14 protein-coding genes are annotated in these 18324 nt (G+C 71.9%); 9 read left to right on the forward strand and 5 right to left on the reverse strand.

What is annotated here, in order from left to right; genetic code table 11:
* Positions 1-2: 2 nt before the first annotated feature.
* The 3 genes from ABZV06_RS04350 to ABZV06_RS04360 are packed head-to-tail and all read right to left on the reverse strand — an operon-like array spanning position 3 to position 4138.
* Positions 3-1091: an iron ABC transporter permease gene (locus ABZV06_RS04350; protein WP_355618542.1), complete on the reverse strand. Its 1089-nt coding sequence runs from the start codon at positions 1089-1091 to the stop codon at positions 3-5.
* On the reverse strand, positions 1088-2134 hold the full coding sequence (locus tag ABZV06_RS04355; RefSeq protein ID WP_355237889.1) for an iron ABC transporter permease: 1047 nt from the start codon (positions 2132-2134) through the stop codon (positions 1088-1090). The genes ABZV06_RS04350 and ABZV06_RS04355 overlap by 4 nt, the downstream gene beginning before the upstream one ends.
* A 60-nt stretch (positions 2135-2194) precedes the next feature.
* On the reverse strand, positions 2195-4138 hold the full coding sequence (locus ABZV06_RS04360) for a multicopper oxidase domain-containing protein (RefSeq protein WP_355618545.1): 1944 nt from the start codon (positions 4136-4138) through the stop codon (positions 2195-2197).
* Positions 4139-4260: 122 nt separating this feature from the next.
* Here ABZV06_RS04360 and ABZV06_RS04365 point away from each other — a divergent pair, with 122 nt between their 5' ends.
* The gene (locus ABZV06_RS04365; RefSeq protein ID WP_355237894.1) at positions 4261-4620 is read left to right on the forward strand and encodes a YciI family protein; all 360 of its coding nucleotides are present in this window, start codon (positions 4261-4263) and stop codon (positions 4618-4620) included.
* A 4-nt stretch (positions 4621-4624) separates the two neighbouring features.
* Here the strand turns inward: ABZV06_RS04365 and ABZV06_RS04370 are convergent, their stop codons facing one another.
* Entirely contained in the window at positions 4625-4993 is a 369-nt protein-coding gene (locus ABZV06_RS04370; protein WP_355237897.1) for a cytidine deaminase, read from the reverse strand.
* 118 nt (positions 4994-5111) lie between these two features.
* Here ABZV06_RS04370 and hrpA point away from each other — a divergent pair, with 118 nt between their 5' ends.
* A complete protein-coding gene (gene hrpA / locus ABZV06_RS04375) occupies positions 5112-9158 on the forward strand; it encodes an ATP-dependent RNA helicase HrpA (protein ID WP_355618548.1) in 4047 nt (1348 codons plus the stop codon).
* A 52-nt stretch (positions 9159-9210) separates the two neighbouring features.
* On the opposite strand, the gene ABZV06_RS04380 is transcribed toward hrpA, so the two are convergent.
* Positions 9211-10143, reverse strand: a complete 933-nt coding sequence (locus ABZV06_RS04380; protein WP_355237903.1) for a LysR family transcriptional regulator — start codon at positions 10141-10143, stop codon at positions 9211-9213.
* A gap of 83 nt (positions 10144-10226) precedes the next feature.
* Between ABZV06_RS04380 and ABZV06_RS04385 the strand changes: the two genes are divergently transcribed.
* From ABZV06_RS04385 to ABZV06_RS04415, 7 genes are all read left to right on the forward strand, one after another.
* The gene (locus tag ABZV06_RS04385; protein ID WP_255787444.1) at positions 10227-10910 is read left to right on the forward strand and encodes a succinate dehydrogenase cytochrome b subunit; all 684 of its coding nucleotides are present in this window, start codon (positions 10227-10229) and stop codon (positions 10908-10910) included.
* A gap of 1 nt (position 10911) precedes the next feature.
* On the forward strand, positions 10912-12849 hold the full coding sequence (locus ABZV06_RS04390; protein WP_355237906.1) for a fumarate reductase/succinate dehydrogenase flavoprotein subunit: 1938 nt from the start codon (positions 10912-10914) through the stop codon (positions 12847-12849).
* Positions 12846-13607, forward strand: a complete 762-nt coding sequence (locus tag ABZV06_RS04395) for a succinate dehydrogenase/fumarate reductase iron-sulfur subunit (RefSeq protein ID WP_355237909.1) — start codon at positions 12846-12848, stop codon at positions 13605-13607. Before ABZV06_RS04390 ends, ABZV06_RS04395 begins: the two co-directional genes overlap by 4 nt.
* 109 nt (positions 13608-13716) lie before the next feature.
* Complete coding sequence (locus ABZV06_RS04400) at positions 13717-14901, forward strand: zinc-dependent alcohol dehydrogenase (protein WP_355618551.1); 1185 nt, start codon at positions 13717-13719, stop codon at positions 14899-14901.
* Between the two features lie 55 nt (positions 14902-14956).
* Positions 14957-15925: an SDR family NAD(P)-dependent oxidoreductase gene (locus tag ABZV06_RS04405; RefSeq protein ID WP_355237915.1), complete on the forward strand. Its 969-nt coding sequence runs from the start codon at positions 14957-14959 to the stop codon at positions 15923-15925.
* 108 nt (positions 15926-16033) lie between these two features.
* A complete protein-coding gene (locus ABZV06_RS04410; RefSeq protein ID WP_355237918.1) occupies positions 16034-17044 on the forward strand; it encodes a serine hydrolase in 1011 nt (336 codons plus the stop codon).
* A gap of 115 nt (positions 17045-17159) precedes the next feature.
* A complete protein-coding gene (locus ABZV06_RS04415) occupies positions 17160-18305 on the forward strand; it encodes an MBL fold metallo-hydrolase (protein ID WP_355618554.1) in 1146 nt (381 codons plus the stop codon).
* Positions 18306-18324: the final 19 nt, after the last annotated feature.

Here is an 18324-nt window from a genome sequence, read left to right on the forward strand (position 1 = left end):
CGTCACGACGACCGCCGCCGTCCACGAAGCAGCAGGAAGATCAGGTACGGGCCACCGATCGCGGCGGTGAGCACGCCCGCCGGCAGTTGGGTGGGCGCGAACAGTCGGCGACCGGCCAGGTCGGCGAGGACCAGCAGCAGTGCCCCGAGCAGCGCGGCGCAGACCAGCGGGGGCCGTTCGGCGCGGACCAGTCGACGGGCCACCTGAGGCGCGACGAGCGCGACGAAGTCGACGGCGCCGACCTGGGCGGTGACCATCGCGGCGACGAGCACGCCGGTGCCGGCCAGGCCGATCCGGCGGGCCACCGGGCGCAGGCCGACGCCTCGTGCGGTGTCGTCGTCGAGGGCGGTGCTGTTCAGGGCCCAGCCGGCCCAGGCCAGCACCGGCAGCAGCACCAGCAGGGTGCCGGCGATCCAGGCGGCCTCGGTCCAGCCCTTGCCGGCCAGGGTGCCGATCAGCCAGATCTGTGCCCGCAGACCGTCGATCGGGTCGGCCGTGAGCATCACGACCTCGGTCAACGCCCGGAACGCGAAGGCGACCGCCACGCCGGCGAGGACGAACCGCTGCGCGGCCAGCCCGTGCCGGGCGCCGAGGGCGAAGAGCAGCACCGCCGCCAGCAGACCGCCGACCAACGCGCTCGGTGCCACCAGCACCGCCGCCGCACCGCTGGTCAACGCCACGGTCGCGGCGAGCCCGGCGCCCTGGGTGATACCGATGACGTCCGGGCTGGCCAGAGGGTTGCGCGCGACGCTCTGGATCAGCGTGCCGGCCACGCCGAAGGCCGCGCCGGCCGCCGCCGCCAGCACGACCCGGGGCAGCCGAAGATCGAAGACCACCAGGTCGTACGGGGTGTTGGCGCCGGAGAGCGCCCGCAGCACGTCGGCCGGGGCGACGTACGGGGTACCCAGCGAGAGGCTGAGCACGACGGCCAGCAGGAGCAGCACTGTCAGCACGGCGGCCACCAGCGTCGCGCGGCGGCGGATCAGCAGGCTGACCGGGCCGATCCGCACCAGCGACCGCCCCGACACCCGGGCCTGACCGGCGGCCGGTGCTGCGGCGGGCGCGGCAGCCGGCAGGCTGGCCCGGGTCACGCGGTCACCACCCGGGCGCGGCGGACCAGCACGGCCAGCAGCGGCGCGCCGATCAGGGCGGTGACGATGCCGGCCGGTATCTCGCCGGGCGGGGCGACGAGTCGGCCGACGACATCTGCCCCGAGCAGTAGTGCGGGCCCGAGCAGGGCCGAGACGGCGAGGGTCCAGCGGTGGTCGGCGCCGACCAGGGCACGGGCGAGGTGCGGCACGGCCAGTCCGACGAAGGCGACCGGGCCAGCCGCGGCCACCGCCGCGCCGGTGAGCAGCACGGCGGCCAGCCCACCGCCGAGGCGGACCAGGCCGATGCGGTGGCCCAGGCCACGGGCCACGTCGTCGCCGAGGGCCAGCGCGTCCAGGCCCCGGGCCACCAGTGCGGCGAGCAGCAGCCCGACGAGGACGAACGGCAGCACCTGGGCGGTGACACCGAGGTCCCTCCCGGCCAGCCCGCCCACCACCCAGAACCGGTACTCCTCGAAGGTGCGGGCGTCGATGCTGAGCAGCGCGTACACCATGGAGGCCAGGCTGGCGTCGAGCGCCGCGCCGACCAGCGCGAGGGTGACCGGGCTCGCGCCCTCTCGGGCCCGGCTGGCGATGGCGAAGACCAGCAGGCCGGCGGCGAGCGCGCCGGCGATGCCGAACCAGACGTACCCGGCGAGCGTGCCGATGCCGAAGACGGAGATGGCGAGCACCACGCCGAACGACGCGCCGGCGCTGATGCCGAGGATGCGGGGCTCGGCGAGGGGATTGCGGGTGAGCGCCTGGAACAGCACGCCGGCCACGGCGAGCGCGAGCCCGACCGCGAGGCCGAGCGCGGTACGCGGCATGCGCAGTTCCCGGACGATGGTGCTCGCATCGCTGCCGTCCGGCGCGACGAGGGCGTGCCAGACCGCGCCGACTCCGAGTTGCCGGCTGCCCAGCGCGAAGCTGGCCAGTACGGCGAGCAGCAACACCAGCGCGGCTCCGACGGTGACGACGACCCGCCGGCCGGTGCGGGCACCGGAGGAGTTGCGGGCCGACGTCGGCCGGGCGACGAGGGTGGTCACGAGTCTCCTGCACGTTCGAGCTTAGGTTCGCCTAACCTTAGCCGACCTGCGGAAAGTGACCTAACCGGCGTCGGTCGATGCTGTCGCGGCGGCCTGCGGCAAGCCCGCCGAGCCGCCGTCCCCGGCCGCCGCGCCGCCGCGTGGGAGCACGTTCAGCGGGCGCATCATCTCGTTGTCCTCGTGCTCCAACAGATGGCAGTGCCAGGAGTAGTGGCCCGGCAGGTCGAAGTGGGCCTTGATGCGGGTCACCTCCCACGGGTACGCGAGCACCGTGTCCATCCACCCGCGCTCCCCCGGCCGCGGCTCCGACCGGCCCGACCGCCCTCGACCCAGCAGCTCGAACTGGACCTGGTGCAGGTGGACGGGGTGGACGTTGCGGGTGAAGTTGCGCACCTCCCACACCTCGGTCGCGCCGAGGAGGGGCTGTTCGGTCGCCGGATCGGTCCAGCGCATCGGCAGACCCCGGCCGCGCTCGTCGAGGGTGCCGAGCAGCATCACCATCGACCGGCCGGACATGCGCTCGTTCAGCGACAACCGCCGGACCCGTTCCGCCGGGCCGAGGCGCGGGTGCGCCGGCAGTTGCAGGTGCTCCGGCGGCACACTCGGGTCCGCGGCGGTCGCCTCGGTGACGACGAACCGCATCACCTGCCCGGTGCTCCGCGGGTCGGACGGCGCGAAGTCCACCCCGGGCTGGCCGCCGTCGTACGCCCATTCGGGTCCCTCGTTGACGAGGTACAGCTCGGTGCCGACGGGCACGCCGGTGAAGTCGACGATCACGTCGGCCCGCTGGGCGGGGCCGAGGGTGAGACCTTGGTGCGGCACCGGTTCGGGCAGGAAACCGCCGTCGCTGCCGATCTGCCAGATGGGTAGCACCGGGCGGGCCGGCCGCGCGGTGGCGTGAGCGGCGACGCTGAGCATCAGGAAGCGGCTGTTGCAGCCGTTGAGCAACCGGAACCGGTAGCGCCGGCGCTGCACCGTCAGGTTGGGCCAGGTGCGACCGTTGACCACGATGGTGGAGCCGGAGAACGCCGACGTCCACGCCGAGCCGTCGTGGTGATTTCCCGGGTAGACCAGCTCGCCGTCGGGGCTGAAACTGCGGTCCTGGATCAGCAACGGGATGTCGTGGTAGCTGGTGTCCGGCGGGTCGTCGTGACCGGGCGCCGGGCCGGGCAGCACCCCGTCGGGCAGGTCGTCGCCGCCGAGCAGGTAGAACCCGGCCGGTCCGGCGTAGATGTTCTCGCGGGTGAGACCCAGCGCGTGGTCGTGGTACCAGAGGGTGCAGGGCCGCTGGTCGTTGTCGTACTCGAAGGTGGCCGAGCCCGCCTCCCAGCGCAGGCCGGACCGCTCGGCGAAGCGGGACCGGAAATCGTTGTACGCGCTGCCCGTCACGGCGAAGTCGGTCGGCAGGTCGCGGGCCACCGGCAGGTACCACGCCTCGGCGTGCCCGTCGCTCTCCTGCGTGCTGTGCCCGCCGTGCAGGTGGACCACCTGGGGCACCGGCCCCCGGTAGCCCCGGCGGCTGCCGTCGGGGTGGCCGTGCCCGTCGCGGTTCGCCCTTCCACCGGCCGGGTTGGCCCAGTGCAGGGTCGGGTCGACGGGCAGCAGGTGCGGCAGGTAGTCGCCCCGGTGGTCAACGAGCTCGTTGACCCAGGTCACCCGGACGGGACGGTTCACCTGCGCGACGATGCTGGGCGCCGGATAGCCGAAGCTGTCGGGGTGGGCGGTGGAGCCGTAACCCCACACCGTCGTCCGCGGCCAGGACGACGGCAGGATCTGCTGGCGGAACTGGCGTACACCGACGACGTACGTGTCCCGCTCCGGGTCGGACGTCACGCGCGGCATGGCCGGTGGGATTCGCAGCGGGGTGACGTACTTGGGGATGTCGGCGCCCCGAAGCTGGGTCGACGCGGCGAGCGCGCGGCCCGCGGCCGTCGAGCCTGCCGGAACCAGAATCGCGGCGCCACCGGCGGCACCGGCAACGAGCACCTGTCGTCTGCTGACCATGCCGCACCTCCCACTCGCATCCGTTCCTCAATAAAGAGAATGAGATTCGCGGACGAGGGCAAGTGGCGTGGACGACGAATAACACCCGTAAGAGGTACAGAAAGCGCCATAGGGTGTGAGACATGCGATTCGACCAGCACACGGTCGTCCTCCTGGTCCGACCGTCGGACCCACCGGACCTGCCCGGCGAGGCGATCGACCGGTTACGCGACGCCCATCTGGCGCACCAGGCGGGTCTCGTGGAACAGGGACTCGTGCTCGCGGCCGGGCCCCTCCTGGATTCCGACGACGACCGGATGCGAGGCTTCGTCGTGTTCTCCATCGCCCCGGACGAGGTACGCGGGCTCTACGCCGACGATCCGGCCGTTCGCGCCGGCCTGCTCACCGCGCGGGTGGCGAGTTGGATGGTGCCCGAGGGCAACCTGCGGTTCGAGAGCGTGCCGATCCCCGTGTCGATGGTCGAGGCGGCGGCCGGCGACTGACCCGTCAGCCGGGCAGGTCCTCGATCGGCAGTACCCGCAGGTCGTCCGACTCGCCCACGATGACCCGCAGCGCCGGGAAGTAGGCCGTCAACACCGGCCGGCACCTGTCGCACGGCCCGACGACCGCCCGGCCCCGGTCGGCGACCGAGACGATCGTCTCCAGCTCGGTCACGCCCTGTGTGGCGGCGGCGCCGACCACGATCAGCTCCGCGCAGGTGTCGCCGCTGTCGTGCTGGACGTTCACGCCGGAGAACACCCGCCCGTCGGCGGTCCGCGCGGCCGACGCGCCGGTGTGGCGCTGGCTGCGGCACCGCAGCTTGGCGACCGCCGTGGCGGCCTGCACCAGCGCCCGATCGGTGTCCCGCAGCTCCATCCCGGCCCCCCGCGCTCGACGTCGGCCGCAACTGTAGACCGCCGTCGACGCACCGGAGCGCCCACGCGCGGTAACCCAGGGGCGGCGCGCCGCCGGGCTGCCTATCCTTGGGCACGACATGCAGAATCAAGCCTCCTCCGCCGCGACCGATCCCGTCCGCGACCTGCACCGCCGCCTCAGTCCCCTGATGTTCCGTGACCAGCGCCGGCTCCAGCGGCGGTTGGACGGCGCCCGCAAGCTGCGTGACCCGCAGCGCCGGGAGGCGGCCCTGACCGAGATCACCGCCGAGCTGACCCGGGCCGAGCAGCGGCTGGCCACCCGGCGAGCGGCGGTGCCGGTGATCACGTACCCGGCGGGGTTGCCGGTCAGTGAGCGCAAGGACGACATCGCCGCCGCCATCCGCGATCATCAGGTGGTGATCGTGGCCGGCGAGACCGGCTCCGGCAAGACGACCCAGCTGCCGAAGATCTGCCTGGAGCTGGGGCGCGGCATCAACGGCCTGATCGGGCACACCCAGCCCCGGCGGCTGGCCGCCCGCACGGTGGCCGACCGCATCGCCGACGAGCTGGGTACCGAGCTGGGTGACGTGGTCGGCTACAAGGTGCGCTTCGCCGACCAGGTGAGCGAGCGCAGCCTGGTCAAGCTGATGACCGACGGCATCCTGCTGGCCGAGTTGCAGACCGACCGGATGCTGCGCCAGTACGACACGCTGATCATCGACGAGGCGCACGAGCGCAGCCTCAACATCGACTTCATGCTCGGGTACCTGCGGGAGCTGCTGCCCCGCCGGCCCGACCTCAAGGTGATCATCACCTCGGCGACCATCGAGACCGACCGCTTCGCCAAGCACTTCGCCGACGCCGAGGGCAGTCCGGCGCCGGTGGTCGAGGTGTCCGGGCGGACGTACCCGGTCGAGGTCCGCTACCGGCCGCTGGTCGAGGTCGCCGAGAGCGAGGAGGACGGCGACGCCGACGAGGAGAACGTCCGCGACCAGATCCAGGCGATCGGCGACGCCGTCGAGGAGCTGGCCGCCGAGGGGCCGGGCGACGTCCTGGTCTTCCTCAGCGGGGAACGGGAGATCCGGGACACCGCCGACGCCCTCGGCAAGCTGGTGCAGAAGAAACGGTCGCTGCTCGGCACCGAGATCCTGCCGCTGTACGCGCGGCTCTCCAGCGCCGAGCAGCACCGGGTCTTCGCCGCGCACAGCTCGCGTCGGGTGGTGCTCGCCACCAACGTCGCGGAGACCTCGCTGACCGTCCCCGGCATCAAGTACGTGGTCGATCCGGGTACCGCCCGCATCTCCCGCTACTCCAGCCGGCTCAAGGTGCAGCGGCTGCCCATCGAGCCGGTCTCGCAGGCGTCGGCCAACCAGCGCAAGGGCCGCTGCGGTCGTACGTCGGACGGCATCTGCATCCGCCTCTACGACGAGCAGGACTTCCTGTCCCGCCCCGAGTTCACCGACCCGGAGATCCTGCGCACCAACCTGGCGTCGGTCATCCTCCAGATGACCGCGATCGGGCTGGGCGACCTTGCGGCGTTCCCGTTCATCGACCCGCCGGACAAGCGCAACATCACCGACGGCGTCAACCTGCTGCACGAGTTGGGCGCGCTGGACCCGACCGAGGCCGACCCGGCGAAGCGCCTCACCGCGCTGGGCCGTCGCCTGGCCCAGCTTCCGGTCGACCCGCGGTTGGCCCGGATGGTGGTCGAGGGCGAGCGCAACGGCTGCGCCACCGAGATCCTGGTGATCGCCGCCGCGCTCTCCATCCAGGACCCGCGCGAGCGCCCGGCGGAGAAGCAGGCCCAGGCCGACCAGGCGCACGCCCGGTTCGCCGACAAGGAGTCCGACTTCGTCGCGTACCTCAACCTGTGGCGCTATCTGCGTGAGCAGCAGCGGGAGTTGTCGTCGAGCGCGTTCCGCCGGATGTGCAAGGCGGAGTACCTGAACTACCTGCGGATCCGCGAGTGGCAGGACATCGTCGGTCAACTGCGCCAGGTGCTGCGTACCCCGGCCGAGGGCGACCGGCGTGGCGGGCGGCCGGCGCGCGACACCTCGGCCGACGCGGACGCCGGCCGGGGCCGCCGGGGTGGCGCGGACCTGCCGGAGGAGATCGACACCCCGAAGGTGCACCAGTCGCTGCTGCCCGGCCTGCTCTCGCACATCGGCCTCAAGGACGCCCAGAAGCACGAGTACCTGGGTGCGCGGGGCGCGAAGTTCGCGCTGTTCCCCGGGTCGGCACTGTTCAAGAAGCCGCCGCGCTGGGTGATGGCCGCCGAGTTGGTGGAGACCTCCCGGCTGTGGGGGCGCATCGCCGGGCGGGTCGAGCCGGAGTGGGTCGAACCGCTGGCGCAGCACCTGGTCAAGCGCAGCTACAGCGAGCCGCACTGGGAGAAGAAGCAGGCCGCGGTGATGGCCTACGAGAAGGTCACCCTGTACGGCATGCCGCTGGTCGCGTCGCGGAAGGTCAACTTCGGGCGGATCGACCCGACGCTGAGCCGGGAGCTGTTCATCCGGCACGCCCTCGTCGAGGGCGACTGGCAGACCCACCACGGGTTCTGGGCCGACAACAAGCGGCTGCTGGGCGAGATCGAGGAGCTGGAGAGCCGGGCCCGCCGCCGGGACATCCTGGTCGACGACGAAACGATCTTCGGCTTCTACGACCAGCGGATCCCCGCCGACGTGGTGTCCGGCCGCCACTTCGACACCTGGTGGAAGAAGACCCGCCACGAGCGGCCCGACCTGCTCACCTTCACCCGCGACGTGCTGGTGAACGACGGCCGGGCCGGGGTGGACGAGAGCGACTACCCCGACGAGTGGCAGACCCAGGGGGTGACCCTCCCGCTGACGTACCGGTTCGAGCCGGGCACGGCGACCGACGGCGTCACCGTCGACATCCCGCTGCCGCTGCTCAACCAGGTCCCGGCGGACAGCTTCGACTGGCAGGTGCCGGGGCTGCGCGAGGAGACGGTGATCGCGCTGATCCGCTCGCTGCCCAAGGCGATCCGCCGCAACTTCGTGCCGGTGCCGGACTACGCCCGCGCCGCCCTCGCGGCGATCACCCCCGGCGAGACGTCGCTGCTGGACGCGCTCACCCGTGAGCTGCGGCGGATGACCGGTGTCACCGTGCCCCGCGACGCCTGGGAGCCGGACAAGCTGCCCGCCCACCTGCGGGTGACCTTCCGCATCCTGGGCGACGATGACAAGCCGGTCGCCGAGGGCAAGGACCTGCCGGCCCTGCAACGTCAACTGCGCCAGGAGGTACGCCAGGTCGTGGCCGCCGCCGCTCCGGAGGTCGCCCGGACGGGCCTTCGTGAGTGGAGCGTCGGCGATCTTCCTCGCACCATCGAGCAGGTACGCGCCGGCTACGCGGTGACCGCGTACCCGGCACTTGTCGACGAGGGCGCCACCGTCGGGGTGAAGGTGTTCGACTCCCCCGCCGAGGCGGAGGCGGCGCACTGGGCCGGCACCCGCCGACTGCTGCGGCTCACCGTGCCGTCCCCGGCCCGGTTCCTGCAGGGTCGGTTGAGCAACGAGGCGAAGCTCGCGTTGAGTCGCAACCCGCACGGCGGCGTGCAGGAGCTGATCGAGGACGCAGCCGGCGCAGCCATCGACCGGCTGATCGACGCCGCCGGTGGGCCGGCGTGGGACGCCGACGGCTTCGCCGCGCTGCGCGAGAGGGTCCGCGCGGATCTGGTCGACACCGTCGTCGAGGTGATGGACCGCGCCCGCAAGGTCCTCGCCGCCGCGTACGCCGTGGAGCAGCGGCTCGGCGCGACACGCAACCTGACGGTGGTGGCGGCGCTGGCCGACATCCGCAAGCAGCTCGCCGGCCTGGTGCACGCCGGTTTCATCACCGAGACCGGGTACGCCCGCCTGCCCGACCTGCTCCGCTACCTCACCGCCATCGAACGTCGACTGGACCGCCTCGGCGGCAACCCCCAGCGGGACCGTCAACAGCAGGACCGGGTCGCGGTGGTGCAGAAGGAGTACGACGACCTGCTCGCCGCCCTGCCGCCCGGCCGTCGGCAGGAGGCAGCCGTCCGACAGATCCGCTGGATGATCGAGGAGTTGCGGGTGAACGTCTTCGCCCAGGCGCTGGGCACCCCGTACCCCGTGTCGGAGCAGCGGATCTACCGGGCGATGGACGACGTCGAGGGCCGCTGAGCACGCCGGCCGGGCCGCTGCCGTCCTCTTCGCGGCGGCGGCCCCGGCCGGATCAGGTCAGTGGCTCGACGCCGGGCGGCAGCTCGCCACGGTCGATCGCGGACTGGACGTAGTCGAGCAGGATGCGCCGGAGTTCCCGGCCGGCGTGGGTGGGGACGACGTCGCGGCGGCGGGCCACCGCGATGGTCCGCCGCACCCCGGGGGGCGCCAGCGGAGTGATGCGGACCCCGGGCCGGCGGGCCAGCACGATGCCCGGCACCAGGGCGATGCCGAGCCCCGCCTCGACGAAGCTGAGGACGGCGTCCATCTCGCCGCCGTCCACCGCGAAGCTCGGTTCGAAGCCCGCCGCCCGGCACGCCTGGATGGTGGCGTCGCGCAGGTCGTAGCCCTCCCGGAACATCACCATCGGCTGGTCCCGCAGGTCGGTGATGCGCAACTCCCCGGTGTCCGACGCGGTCGGCACCTCGTCCACCGAGGCCACCACCAGGCTCTCGCGCAGGACCGGATCGACACGCAGGCCCGGGTCGGCGCCCTGCGACGGCATGATGATCAGGGCCAGGTCGAGGTCACCGCGCAGCAGATCGCGGACGAGATCCTGAGATCCACTCTCCTCGACGCGCAGGTCGACGGTGGGGTGCGCGTCGCGGAACCGACGCAGCACCGGCGGGGCGAGCGAGGTGGCCAGGCTCGGGGTGGCCCCGAGTCGTACCCGCCCTCGGCGCAGGCCGACCAACTCCTGCACCTCGCGGGTCGCGGTCTCCACGTCGGCGAGGATCCGGGTCGCCAACGGCAGGAGCACCTCCCCGGCCGCGGTGAGGGCGATGTTGCCCCTTAGCCGTTCGAACAGCGGGGCACCGAGGTCGGTCTCCAAGGCGTGAATTTGCTTACTCAACGAGGGCTGGGTTATGCCGACGATGTCGGCGGCTTGGGTGAAATGTCGTACTTCGGCCACCGCGACGAAGTACCGGAGCTGATGGAGCTGCATCTACATAGCCTACGGCTATCAACGCTGCGAGTTTGATGCATTGGACGACTGATCGAAGTGCTCCTAGCGTCGGTCCCGTGGTAATGACGAAAACTCGGTCGCCCATTCGCTCGAACGTCGGCCTCAAGGCCGTCATGGCGGTGACGGGCATCCTGCTGGTGCTGTTCCTGATCGCGCACATGCTCGGGAACCTGAAGGTGTTCACGGGGGAGACCTCGTTCGACCACTACGCGCACTGGCTGCGTGACATCGGCAAGCCGCTGCTGCCCGGCGTCTGGTTCCTGTGGATCCTGCGCACCGTCCTCGTGGTGGCCGTCGTCGCCCACATCTGGGCCGCCACCGTGCTGGCGCTGCGGGCCCGCGCCGCCCGTCCGGTGAAGTACGCCCACCGCAAGAAGGTCCGGGGCAGCTACGCGGCCCGCACCATGCGCTGGGGTGGCGTGATCATCCTGCTGTTCGTGATCTACCACCTCCTGGACCTGACCACCGGCACGCTGAACCCGGTCGGCACCGAGGGCAAGCCCTACGGCAACGTCGTCGCCGACTTCGCGCCGGAGCGCTGGTACGTCACGCTCTTCTACACCCTGGCGATCGTCACGCTCGGCTTCCACCTGCGGCACGGCGCGTTCAGCGCGTTCCGCAGCCTCGGCCAGCAGACGCCCCGGGGCGAGCGCCGGGCGCGCAACGCCGCGCTCGTCTTCGCCGTGGTGCTCTGCGCCGGATACCTGGTGGTCCCGTTCGCCGTACTCACCGGATTGGTGTCCTGACATGGAACTCTTCACCGAAGGCGACCCGATCGCCGACACGAAGGCGCCCACCGGCCCGATCGAGAAGCGCTGGGAGACCCGGCGTTTCGAGGCCAAGCTGGTCAACCCGGCGAACCGCCGCAAGATGACGGTGATCGTGGTCGGCACCGGCCTGGCCGGCGGATCGGCCGCCGCGACCCTGGCCGAGCAGGGCTACCACGTCAAGTCCTACTGCTACCAGGACAGCCCGCGCCGGGCCCACTCGATCGCCGCGCAGGGCGGCATCAACGCCGCGAAGAACTACCGCAACGACGGCGACTCGGTGCACCGGCTGTTCTACGACACCGTCAAGGGCGGCGACTTCCGCTCCCGGGAGTCGAACGTGCACCGCCTGGCCGAGGTGTCGGTCAACATCATCGACCAGTGCGTCGCCCAGGGCGTCCCGTTCGCTCGCGAGTACGGCGGCCTGCTGGACACCCGCTCGTTCGGCGGCGCGCAGGTGCAGCGCACCTTCTACGCCCGGGGCCAGACGGGTCAGCAGCTCCTGCTGGGCGCGTACCAGGCCCTGGAGCGGCAGATCGGCCTCGGCAACGTGGAGATGAACGCCCGGCACGAGATGCTGGAGCTGGTCATCGTCGACGGCAAGGCCCGCGGCATCATCGTCCGGGACCTGGTCACCGGTGAGATCAGCACCGAGATGGCCGACGCGGTCGTCCTCGCCTCCGGCGGCTACGGGAACGTCTTCTACCTCTCCACCAACGCCAAGGGCTGCAACGTCACCGCCACCTGGCGGGCGCACCGCAAGGGCGCGTACTTCGCCAACCCCTGCTACACGCAGATCCACCCGACCTGCATCCCCGTCTCCGGCGACCACCAGTCGAAGCTGACCCTGATGAGCGAGTCGCTGCGCAACGACGGCCGGGTCTGGGTGCCGAAGGCCAAGGGCGACGACCGCAGCCCGAAGGACATTCCCGAGGACGAGCGGGACTACTACCTCGAGCGGATCTACCCGTCCTTCGGCAACCTGGTCCCCCGCGACATCGCCTCCCGCGCCGCCAAGAACGTGTGCGACGAGGGCCGGGGCGTCGGTCCGACCAAGCTCGGCGTCTACCTCGACTTCGCCGACGCCATCGACCGGCTGGGCCGCAAGGCCATCGAGGCCAAGTACGGCAACCTCTTCGAGATGTACGAGCGGATCACCGGCGAGGACCCGTACGAGGTGCCGATGCGGATCTACCCCGCCGTGCACTACACGATGGGCGGGCTCTGGGTCGACTACGACCTCCAGTCCAGCATCCCGGGCCTGTTCGTGATCGGCGAGGCGAACTTCTCCGACCACGGCGCGAACCGGCTCGGCGCGTCGGCGCTGATGCAGGGCCTCGCCGACGGCTACTTCGTGCTGCCCACCACCATCGCCAACTACCTGGCCTCGGGCCCCCTCGAAAAGGTCGACGCCAGCCACCCGGCGGCGGTCGAGGCCCGTACCGACGTCGAGGACCGCGTCCAGCGGCTGCTGGCCGTCAACGGCGACCGGACCGTGGACTCGTTCCACCGCGAGCTGGGCCAGATCATGTGGGAGCACTGCGGCATGGAACGCAGTGAGGCCGGGCTGCGCAAGGCGATCGGTGAGATCCGCGACCTGCGCGAGCAGTTCTGGCAGCGGGTCAAGGTGTCCGGCACCGGCGAGGAGCTGAACCAGTCGCTGGAGAAGGCCGGCCGGGTGGCCGACTTCTTCGAGCTGGCCGAGCTGATGTGCATCGACGCCCTGCACCGCGAGGAGTCCTGCGGCGGTCACTTCCGGGCCGAGCACCAGACCCCCGACGGGGAGGCGCAGCGCGACGACGACCGGTTCGCGTACGTCGCGGCCTGGGAGTTCACCGCCACCGGTGAGCCCTCGGTGCTGCACAAGGAAGACCTGAAGTTCGAATACGTCCACCCCACGCAGCGGAGCTACAAGTGAACCTGACCCTGCGCATCTGGCGCCAGAAGGGCCCTGAGGACAAGGGTCGGATGGTGACCTACCCGGTCGACGACGTGTCCCCGGACATGTCGTTCCTGGAGATGCTCGACGTGCTCAACGAGCGGCTGATCCTCGACGGCGAGGACCCGGTGGCGTTCGACCACGACTGCCGCGAGGGCATCTGCGGCATGTGCGGCCTCATGATCAACGGCGACGCGCACGGGCCGCAGCGCGGCACCACGGCGTGCCAGCTGCACATGCGGCAGTTCAAGGACGGCGAGACGATCGACATCGAGCCGTGGCGGGCCAGCGCCTTCCCGGTCATCAAGGACCTGGTGGTCAACCGGAGCGCCTTCGACACCATCATCGCCGCCGGTGGCTACATCACCGCGCCGACCGGCAGCGCACCCGAGGCGCACTCCACCCCGGTCGCCAAGGCCAACGCGGACGCCGCCTTCGAGTCGGCGGCCTGCATCGGCTGCGGCGCGTGCGTGGCGGCCTGCCCGAACGGCTCCGGCATGCTCTTCACCGCCGCCAAGCTCACCCAACTCTCGCTGCTGCCGCAGGGCCAGCCGGAGCGCTACACCCGGGTGATCGGCATGGTCGACGCGCACGACGAGGCCGGCTTCGGTGGCTGCACCAACGCCGGCGAGTGCACGGTGTCCTGCCCGAAGGGCATCCCGTTGAACACGATCGGCCGCCTCAACCGCGACTACCTCGCGGCCACCGCCAAGGGCGGCAACACCCCCGGCTCCTGACAGCCACTCCGCGCCCCCCGGCCCGTACTTCACGGGCCGGGGGGCGCGGCCGGTTCAACTCCTCCTCCCCGGGTAGCAGACAGACAGGACCGAGGGAGGGCAGCCGGACATGAAGGCGTTGACCTGGCAGGGCAAGCGGGACGTACGGGTCGAGGACGTGCCCGATCCTCGGATCGAGGAACCGACCGACGCGATCGTCAAGATCACGTCGACGGCGATCTGCGGCTCGGATCTGCACCTGTACGAGGTGCTGGGGCCGTACCTGAAGCCCGGCGACATCCTGGGCCACGAACCGATGGGGGTCGTCGAGGAGGTCGGGTCGGAGGTGACCGGGCTCAAGCCCGGCGACCGGGTGGTGGTGCCGTTCAACATCTCGTGCGGCAACTGCTGGATGTGCCGACGTCAGCTCTACGCCCAGTGCGAGACGACCCAGGTGACGAGCGAGGGCAAGGGCGCCGCGCTGTTCGGCTACACCTCCCTCTACGGGTCGGTACCCGGCGGGCAGGCCGAGTACCTGCGCGTTCCGCAGGCCCACTTCGGGCCGATCAAGATCCCGGAGACCGGCGCGGACGAGCGCTACCTCTACCTCTCCGACATCCTGCCCACCGCCTGGCAGGCGGTGAAGTACGCGGACACCCCGCCCGGCGGCACCCTGGCCGTCTTCGGGCTGGGCCCGGTCGGCCAGTTCTGCGCCCGCATCGGTCGCCACCTCGGCGCGGAGCGGGTGATCGGGCTGGACCTGGTGCCCGAGCGGCTTGAGCTGGCCCGCCGGCACGGCATCGAGGTGCTCGACGTACGCGAGTTGTCCGACGTGCCGGGCGCGCTTATCGACCTGGTCGACGGACGTGGTCCGGACGCCGTCATCGACGCGGTCGGCATGGAGGCGCACGGCTCCCCGGTCGGCAAGCTGGCCCACGCGGCCGTCGGGCTGCTGCCGGACAAGCTCGCCCAGACGATGACGGACCGGGTCGCCGTGGACCGGCTCGCCGTCCTGCACGCCGCTCTCAAGGCGGTCCGCCGCGGCGGCACCGTCTCGCTCTCCGGGGTCTACGGGGGCGAGGCCGACCCGATGCCGATGATGGAGATGTTCGACCGGGGCATCCAGCTACGCATGGGCCAGTGCCACGTGCGCCGCTGGGTCGACGAGATCATGCCGTTGCTCGCTGGCGACGACGACCCGCTGGGCGTGGAAGACCTGCGCACCCACCGGCTGCCGCTGAGCGACGCGCCGCGCGCGTACGACATGTTCCAGAAGAAGGAGGACGGCTGCATAAAGGTGGTCCTCGCACCGTGAGTGCGAGGAGTGAGCCGGGGTTGCGAGCCCCGCAGTCACGAACCAAGGCTGCACCGTGAGTGCGAGTCGGGTGGTGCTGGTCGCGGGCGCGACCAGCGGGATCGGCCGGGCGACGGCGCGGGCGTTCGCCGAGCGCGGCGACCGCCTGGTCCTCGCGGCCCGCGCGCCGCAGACCCTCGCCGAGGTACGCGAGGAGTGCGCGGACGTCGAGGTCCTGACCGTGGCGACCGACGTCACCGAGGCAGGGGCGCTGGACGCGTTGGCGGAGGCGGCGATCGAACGGTTCGGCCGTATCGACGTCTGGGTGCACACCGCCGCGGTGATGGCCTACGGGCGCTTCGACGAGCTGCCGGAGCGGGTGTTCGAGCAGGTGGTGCGGACGGATCTGCTGGCCGCCGCCGGTGCGGCCCGGGTGGCGCTGCGGCACTTCCGGGCCACCGGCGCCGGAACGCTGATCCTCACCGGGTCGGTGCTGGGGCACATCACCGCGCCCTACATGAGTGCGTACGTGACCAGCAAGTGGGGGTTGCAGGGGCTGGCCCGCACGCTCCAGCAGGAACTGCGCGACTGTCCGGAGATCCGGCTCTGCCTGGTCAATCCGGGCAGTGTGGACACACCCGTCTACCAACAGGCGGCGAACTACCTCGGCCGGGTCGGCCGGCCCCCACCGCCGGTCGCCGGGTCGCAGCGGGTGGCCCGGGCCATCGTCGACTGTGTGGACCGTCCTCGTCGCGAGGTGTCGGTGGGCCGGCTGAACGTGGTGCTGCGGGCGGGCTTCACGGTGCTGCCGGGCGTCTACGACGTACTCGTCGGACCGTTGATGCGGCTCGCGGGCCTGAGCCGGCGGCCGGTCCCGGCGCACGACGGCACGGTCTTCGCCCCGAACCCGGCTGGCGAGGCGGTCCACGGCGGCCATCTGCCCGATCTGGGGCAGCTCGCCCGGGCGGTGGCCGGTCCGGCCGCGCAGCTCGGCGGCGCGGCGGCCGGAGCGATCGGTGCCGCGCTGCGCCGACGGCCTAGGTGACACTGTTCGGAACTGTTCGGAACCTTTTCCGGGGGCGTCATGGATAGATCAACTCGTCTAGCGTGGTGGGCCGGCAAGCGCTCCGGCGCCCCACGACGGGAGAGACGATTGACCATCCGACTGAACCGCAGGACAGCACTCGGACTGGGCACAGTGGCCACCGCCGGCACGGTGCTCGGCGCTGCCGCCCCGGCCAACGCGGCGAGGAGCAATGAGGCATCGCCGGTCACGCCCGCCCAGGCGGCTCGCCGGGTCGCCACCGCCGTCACCCAGCACCGCACCGAGGCCGGCGGCAACTGGCAGGCGTACGTCAGCGTGGCCGACCCGGCGGGCGCTCCGGTCGTCGCGGTGGCGGTGGACCCGGACCGGACGATCGAGGCGTACAGCGTCAACAAGATCGCGGTGGCGACGGCGGTGTTGGACAAGGTCGACCGCGGGCTGCTGTCGCTGGACCAGCGGGTCGAGGTGACCGAGTCGATCGTGGTGCCGGGCGGTGACGGCATCTTCAGCCTGGACGGCGCGTACCCGAGCAGTGTGACGCTGGGACACGTGCTGGCGAACCTGCTGACCGTCTCGGACGACACGGCGGTACGGCTGTGCGGGCTGGTCGCCCCGGCTGCCGAGATCAACTCGATCCTGGTCGCCAAGGGTTTCCCGAACACCCAGGTCGAGCCGGTGGCCAACCCGAACCGGTTCTTCCTCGGCACGAGCACTCCCCGGGAGACGCACGACCTGCTGCGCGCCCTGGTCGCCGGCACGCTGCTCTCGCCGGCGTCGACGGCGCACCTGCTCGGGCTGCTGCGCTCCCCGGTGGCCTTCACCGACGGCATCCGGCGCACCATGTCCTCCGACGAGCGGGCCCGCATCGCCACGAAGGCCGGCTGGTACGCCGACGCCCGGCACGAGGCCGGGGTGATCTTCGACCGTTCCGGGACGGCGGTGCTCACCTACGCCCTCTTCGCCGACGGGCAGGCCGACCCGGACAACTTCGGCGCCACCCATCCGGCGGTGCAGGCCCGGGCCGCCATGGGTCCGAAGCTCCTCGCCGCGGTGGACCGCCTCGCCGGCACGGGCACCGCGTACCGGACGACCGTCCAGCGTCCGAGCAACGGCGGTTGAGACGGGCCTCGGGCCGGCCGCCTCGGCAGCGACCGGCCCGAGGCGGGCGACCGCCGGGGCACGGACCTCGTGAGGTGACTACCGTGTAGTGCGGGACACGGCGGAGGGACGGGCAATGGCACCAGCGAAACGCACCGACGGGCAACGGTCGCTCGTGCGACGGATGGGCGGCCCGGCCGGACTGGCCGCGCTGGCCGGCCTGGCCTGGGTGGCCCGGGACGTGCCGGCGGCGCTGGGCGGCCGGCTCGCCGGGGCGCGAGCCGAGCGGGCGGCCCGCTCGCCCCAGTTCCGCGACGGCACCTTCCACAACCAGGCCGACGTCCGCACGATGGTCGCCGCCGAGCCGGGTCGCAACCTGGTCCGGGAACTGATCTTCGGCAAGCAGAAGCGTCGCCCCACCGCACCCGTGCCGCTCGTGCGGCCCGATGCGTCGCCGGCCGCCGACACCGCCGACGAGCTGAACATCGTCTGGTACGGCCACGCGTCGGCGCTCATCGAGATCGAGGGCCGGCGGGTCCTGCTCGACCCCGTCTGGAGCGACCGCTGTTCACCGTCGGGCGCGGTCGGCCCGCGCCGACTGCACGAGCCGCCGGTGGGCATCGACGAGCTGCCCCCGCTGGACGCCATCCTGATCTCCCACGACCACTACGACCACCTCGACATGCCCACCGTGCGGGCGCTGGTCGCCGGGCAGTCGGCGCCGTTCGTGGTGCCGCTCGGAGTGGGCGCCCACCTGGACCGGTGGGGAGTGCCCGCCGAACGGATCATCGAGCTGGACTGGTCCGAGTCGCACCGGGTCGACGGGTTGGAGATCACCGCCACCGCCGCCCAGCACTTCTCCGGTCGCGGACTGCGCCGCGACGGCACGCTCTGGAGCTCCTGGGTGGTCGCCGGGGCACGGCGCAAGGTCTTCTACACCGGCGACTCCGGCTACTTCGCCGGGTACGCGGCCATCGGCGCCGAGCACGGGCCCTTCGACGTCACGCTGATGCAGATCGGCGCGTACGACCGGGCGTGGCCGACGATCCACATGTTCCCCGAGGAGGCGGTCGACGCCCACCTGGACCTGCGCGGCGGGCTGTTCATCCCGGTGCACTGGGCGACGTTCAACCTGGCCCTGCACGACTGGTCGGAGCCGGTGAACCGGCTGTGGGCCGAGGCGAAGGCCCGCGACGTGCGACTCGCCGTGCCCCGCCCGGGTGAGCGAGTGGTGGTCGACGCCCCGCCGGCCGTCGACGGTTGGTGGCAGTCCGTCGCCTGAGCCGTGTCGGACGCTGGTA

The sequence above is a fragment of the Micromonospora sp. NPDC005172 genome (genome assembly GCF_040608555.1).
Lineage (GTDB): Bacteria > Actinomycetota > Actinomycetes > Mycobacteriales > Micromonosporaceae > Micromonospora.

Coding starts and splice junctions, on each gene's coding strand:
- ABZV06_RS04415 (WP_355618554.1), top strand. CDS start 17,160: ATGGCACCAGCGAAACGCACCGACGGGCAACGGTCGCTCGTGCGACGG.
- ABZV06_RS04360 (WP_355618545.1), bottom strand. CDS start 4,138: ATGGTCAGCAGACGACAGGTGCTCGTTGCCGGTGCCGCCGGTGGCGCC.
- ABZV06_RS04370 (WP_355237897.1), bottom strand. CDS start 4,993: ATGGAGCTGCGGGACACCGATCGGGCGCTGGTGCAGGCCGCCACGGCG.
- hrpA (WP_355618548.1), top strand. CDS start 5,112: ATGCAGAATCAAGCCTCCTCCGCCGCGACCGATCCCGTCCGCGACCTG.
- ABZV06_RS04400 (WP_355618551.1), top strand. CDS start 13,717: ATGAAGGCGTTGACCTGGCAGGGCAAGCGGGACGTACGGGTCGAGGAC.
- ABZV06_RS04390 (WP_355237906.1), top strand. CDS start 10,912: ATGGAACTCTTCACCGAAGGCGACCCGATCGCCGACACGAAGGCGCCC.
- ABZV06_RS04385 (WP_255787444.1), top strand. CDS start 10,227: ATGACGAAAACTCGGTCGCCCATTCGCTCGAACGTCGGCCTCAAGGCC.
- ABZV06_RS04380 (WP_355237903.1), bottom strand. CDS start 10,143: ATGCAGCTCCATCAGCTCCGGTACTTCGTCGCGGTGGCCGAAGTACGA.
- ABZV06_RS04365 (WP_355237894.1), top strand. CDS start 4,261: ATGCGATTCGACCAGCACACGGTCGTCCTCCTGGTCCGACCGTCGGAC.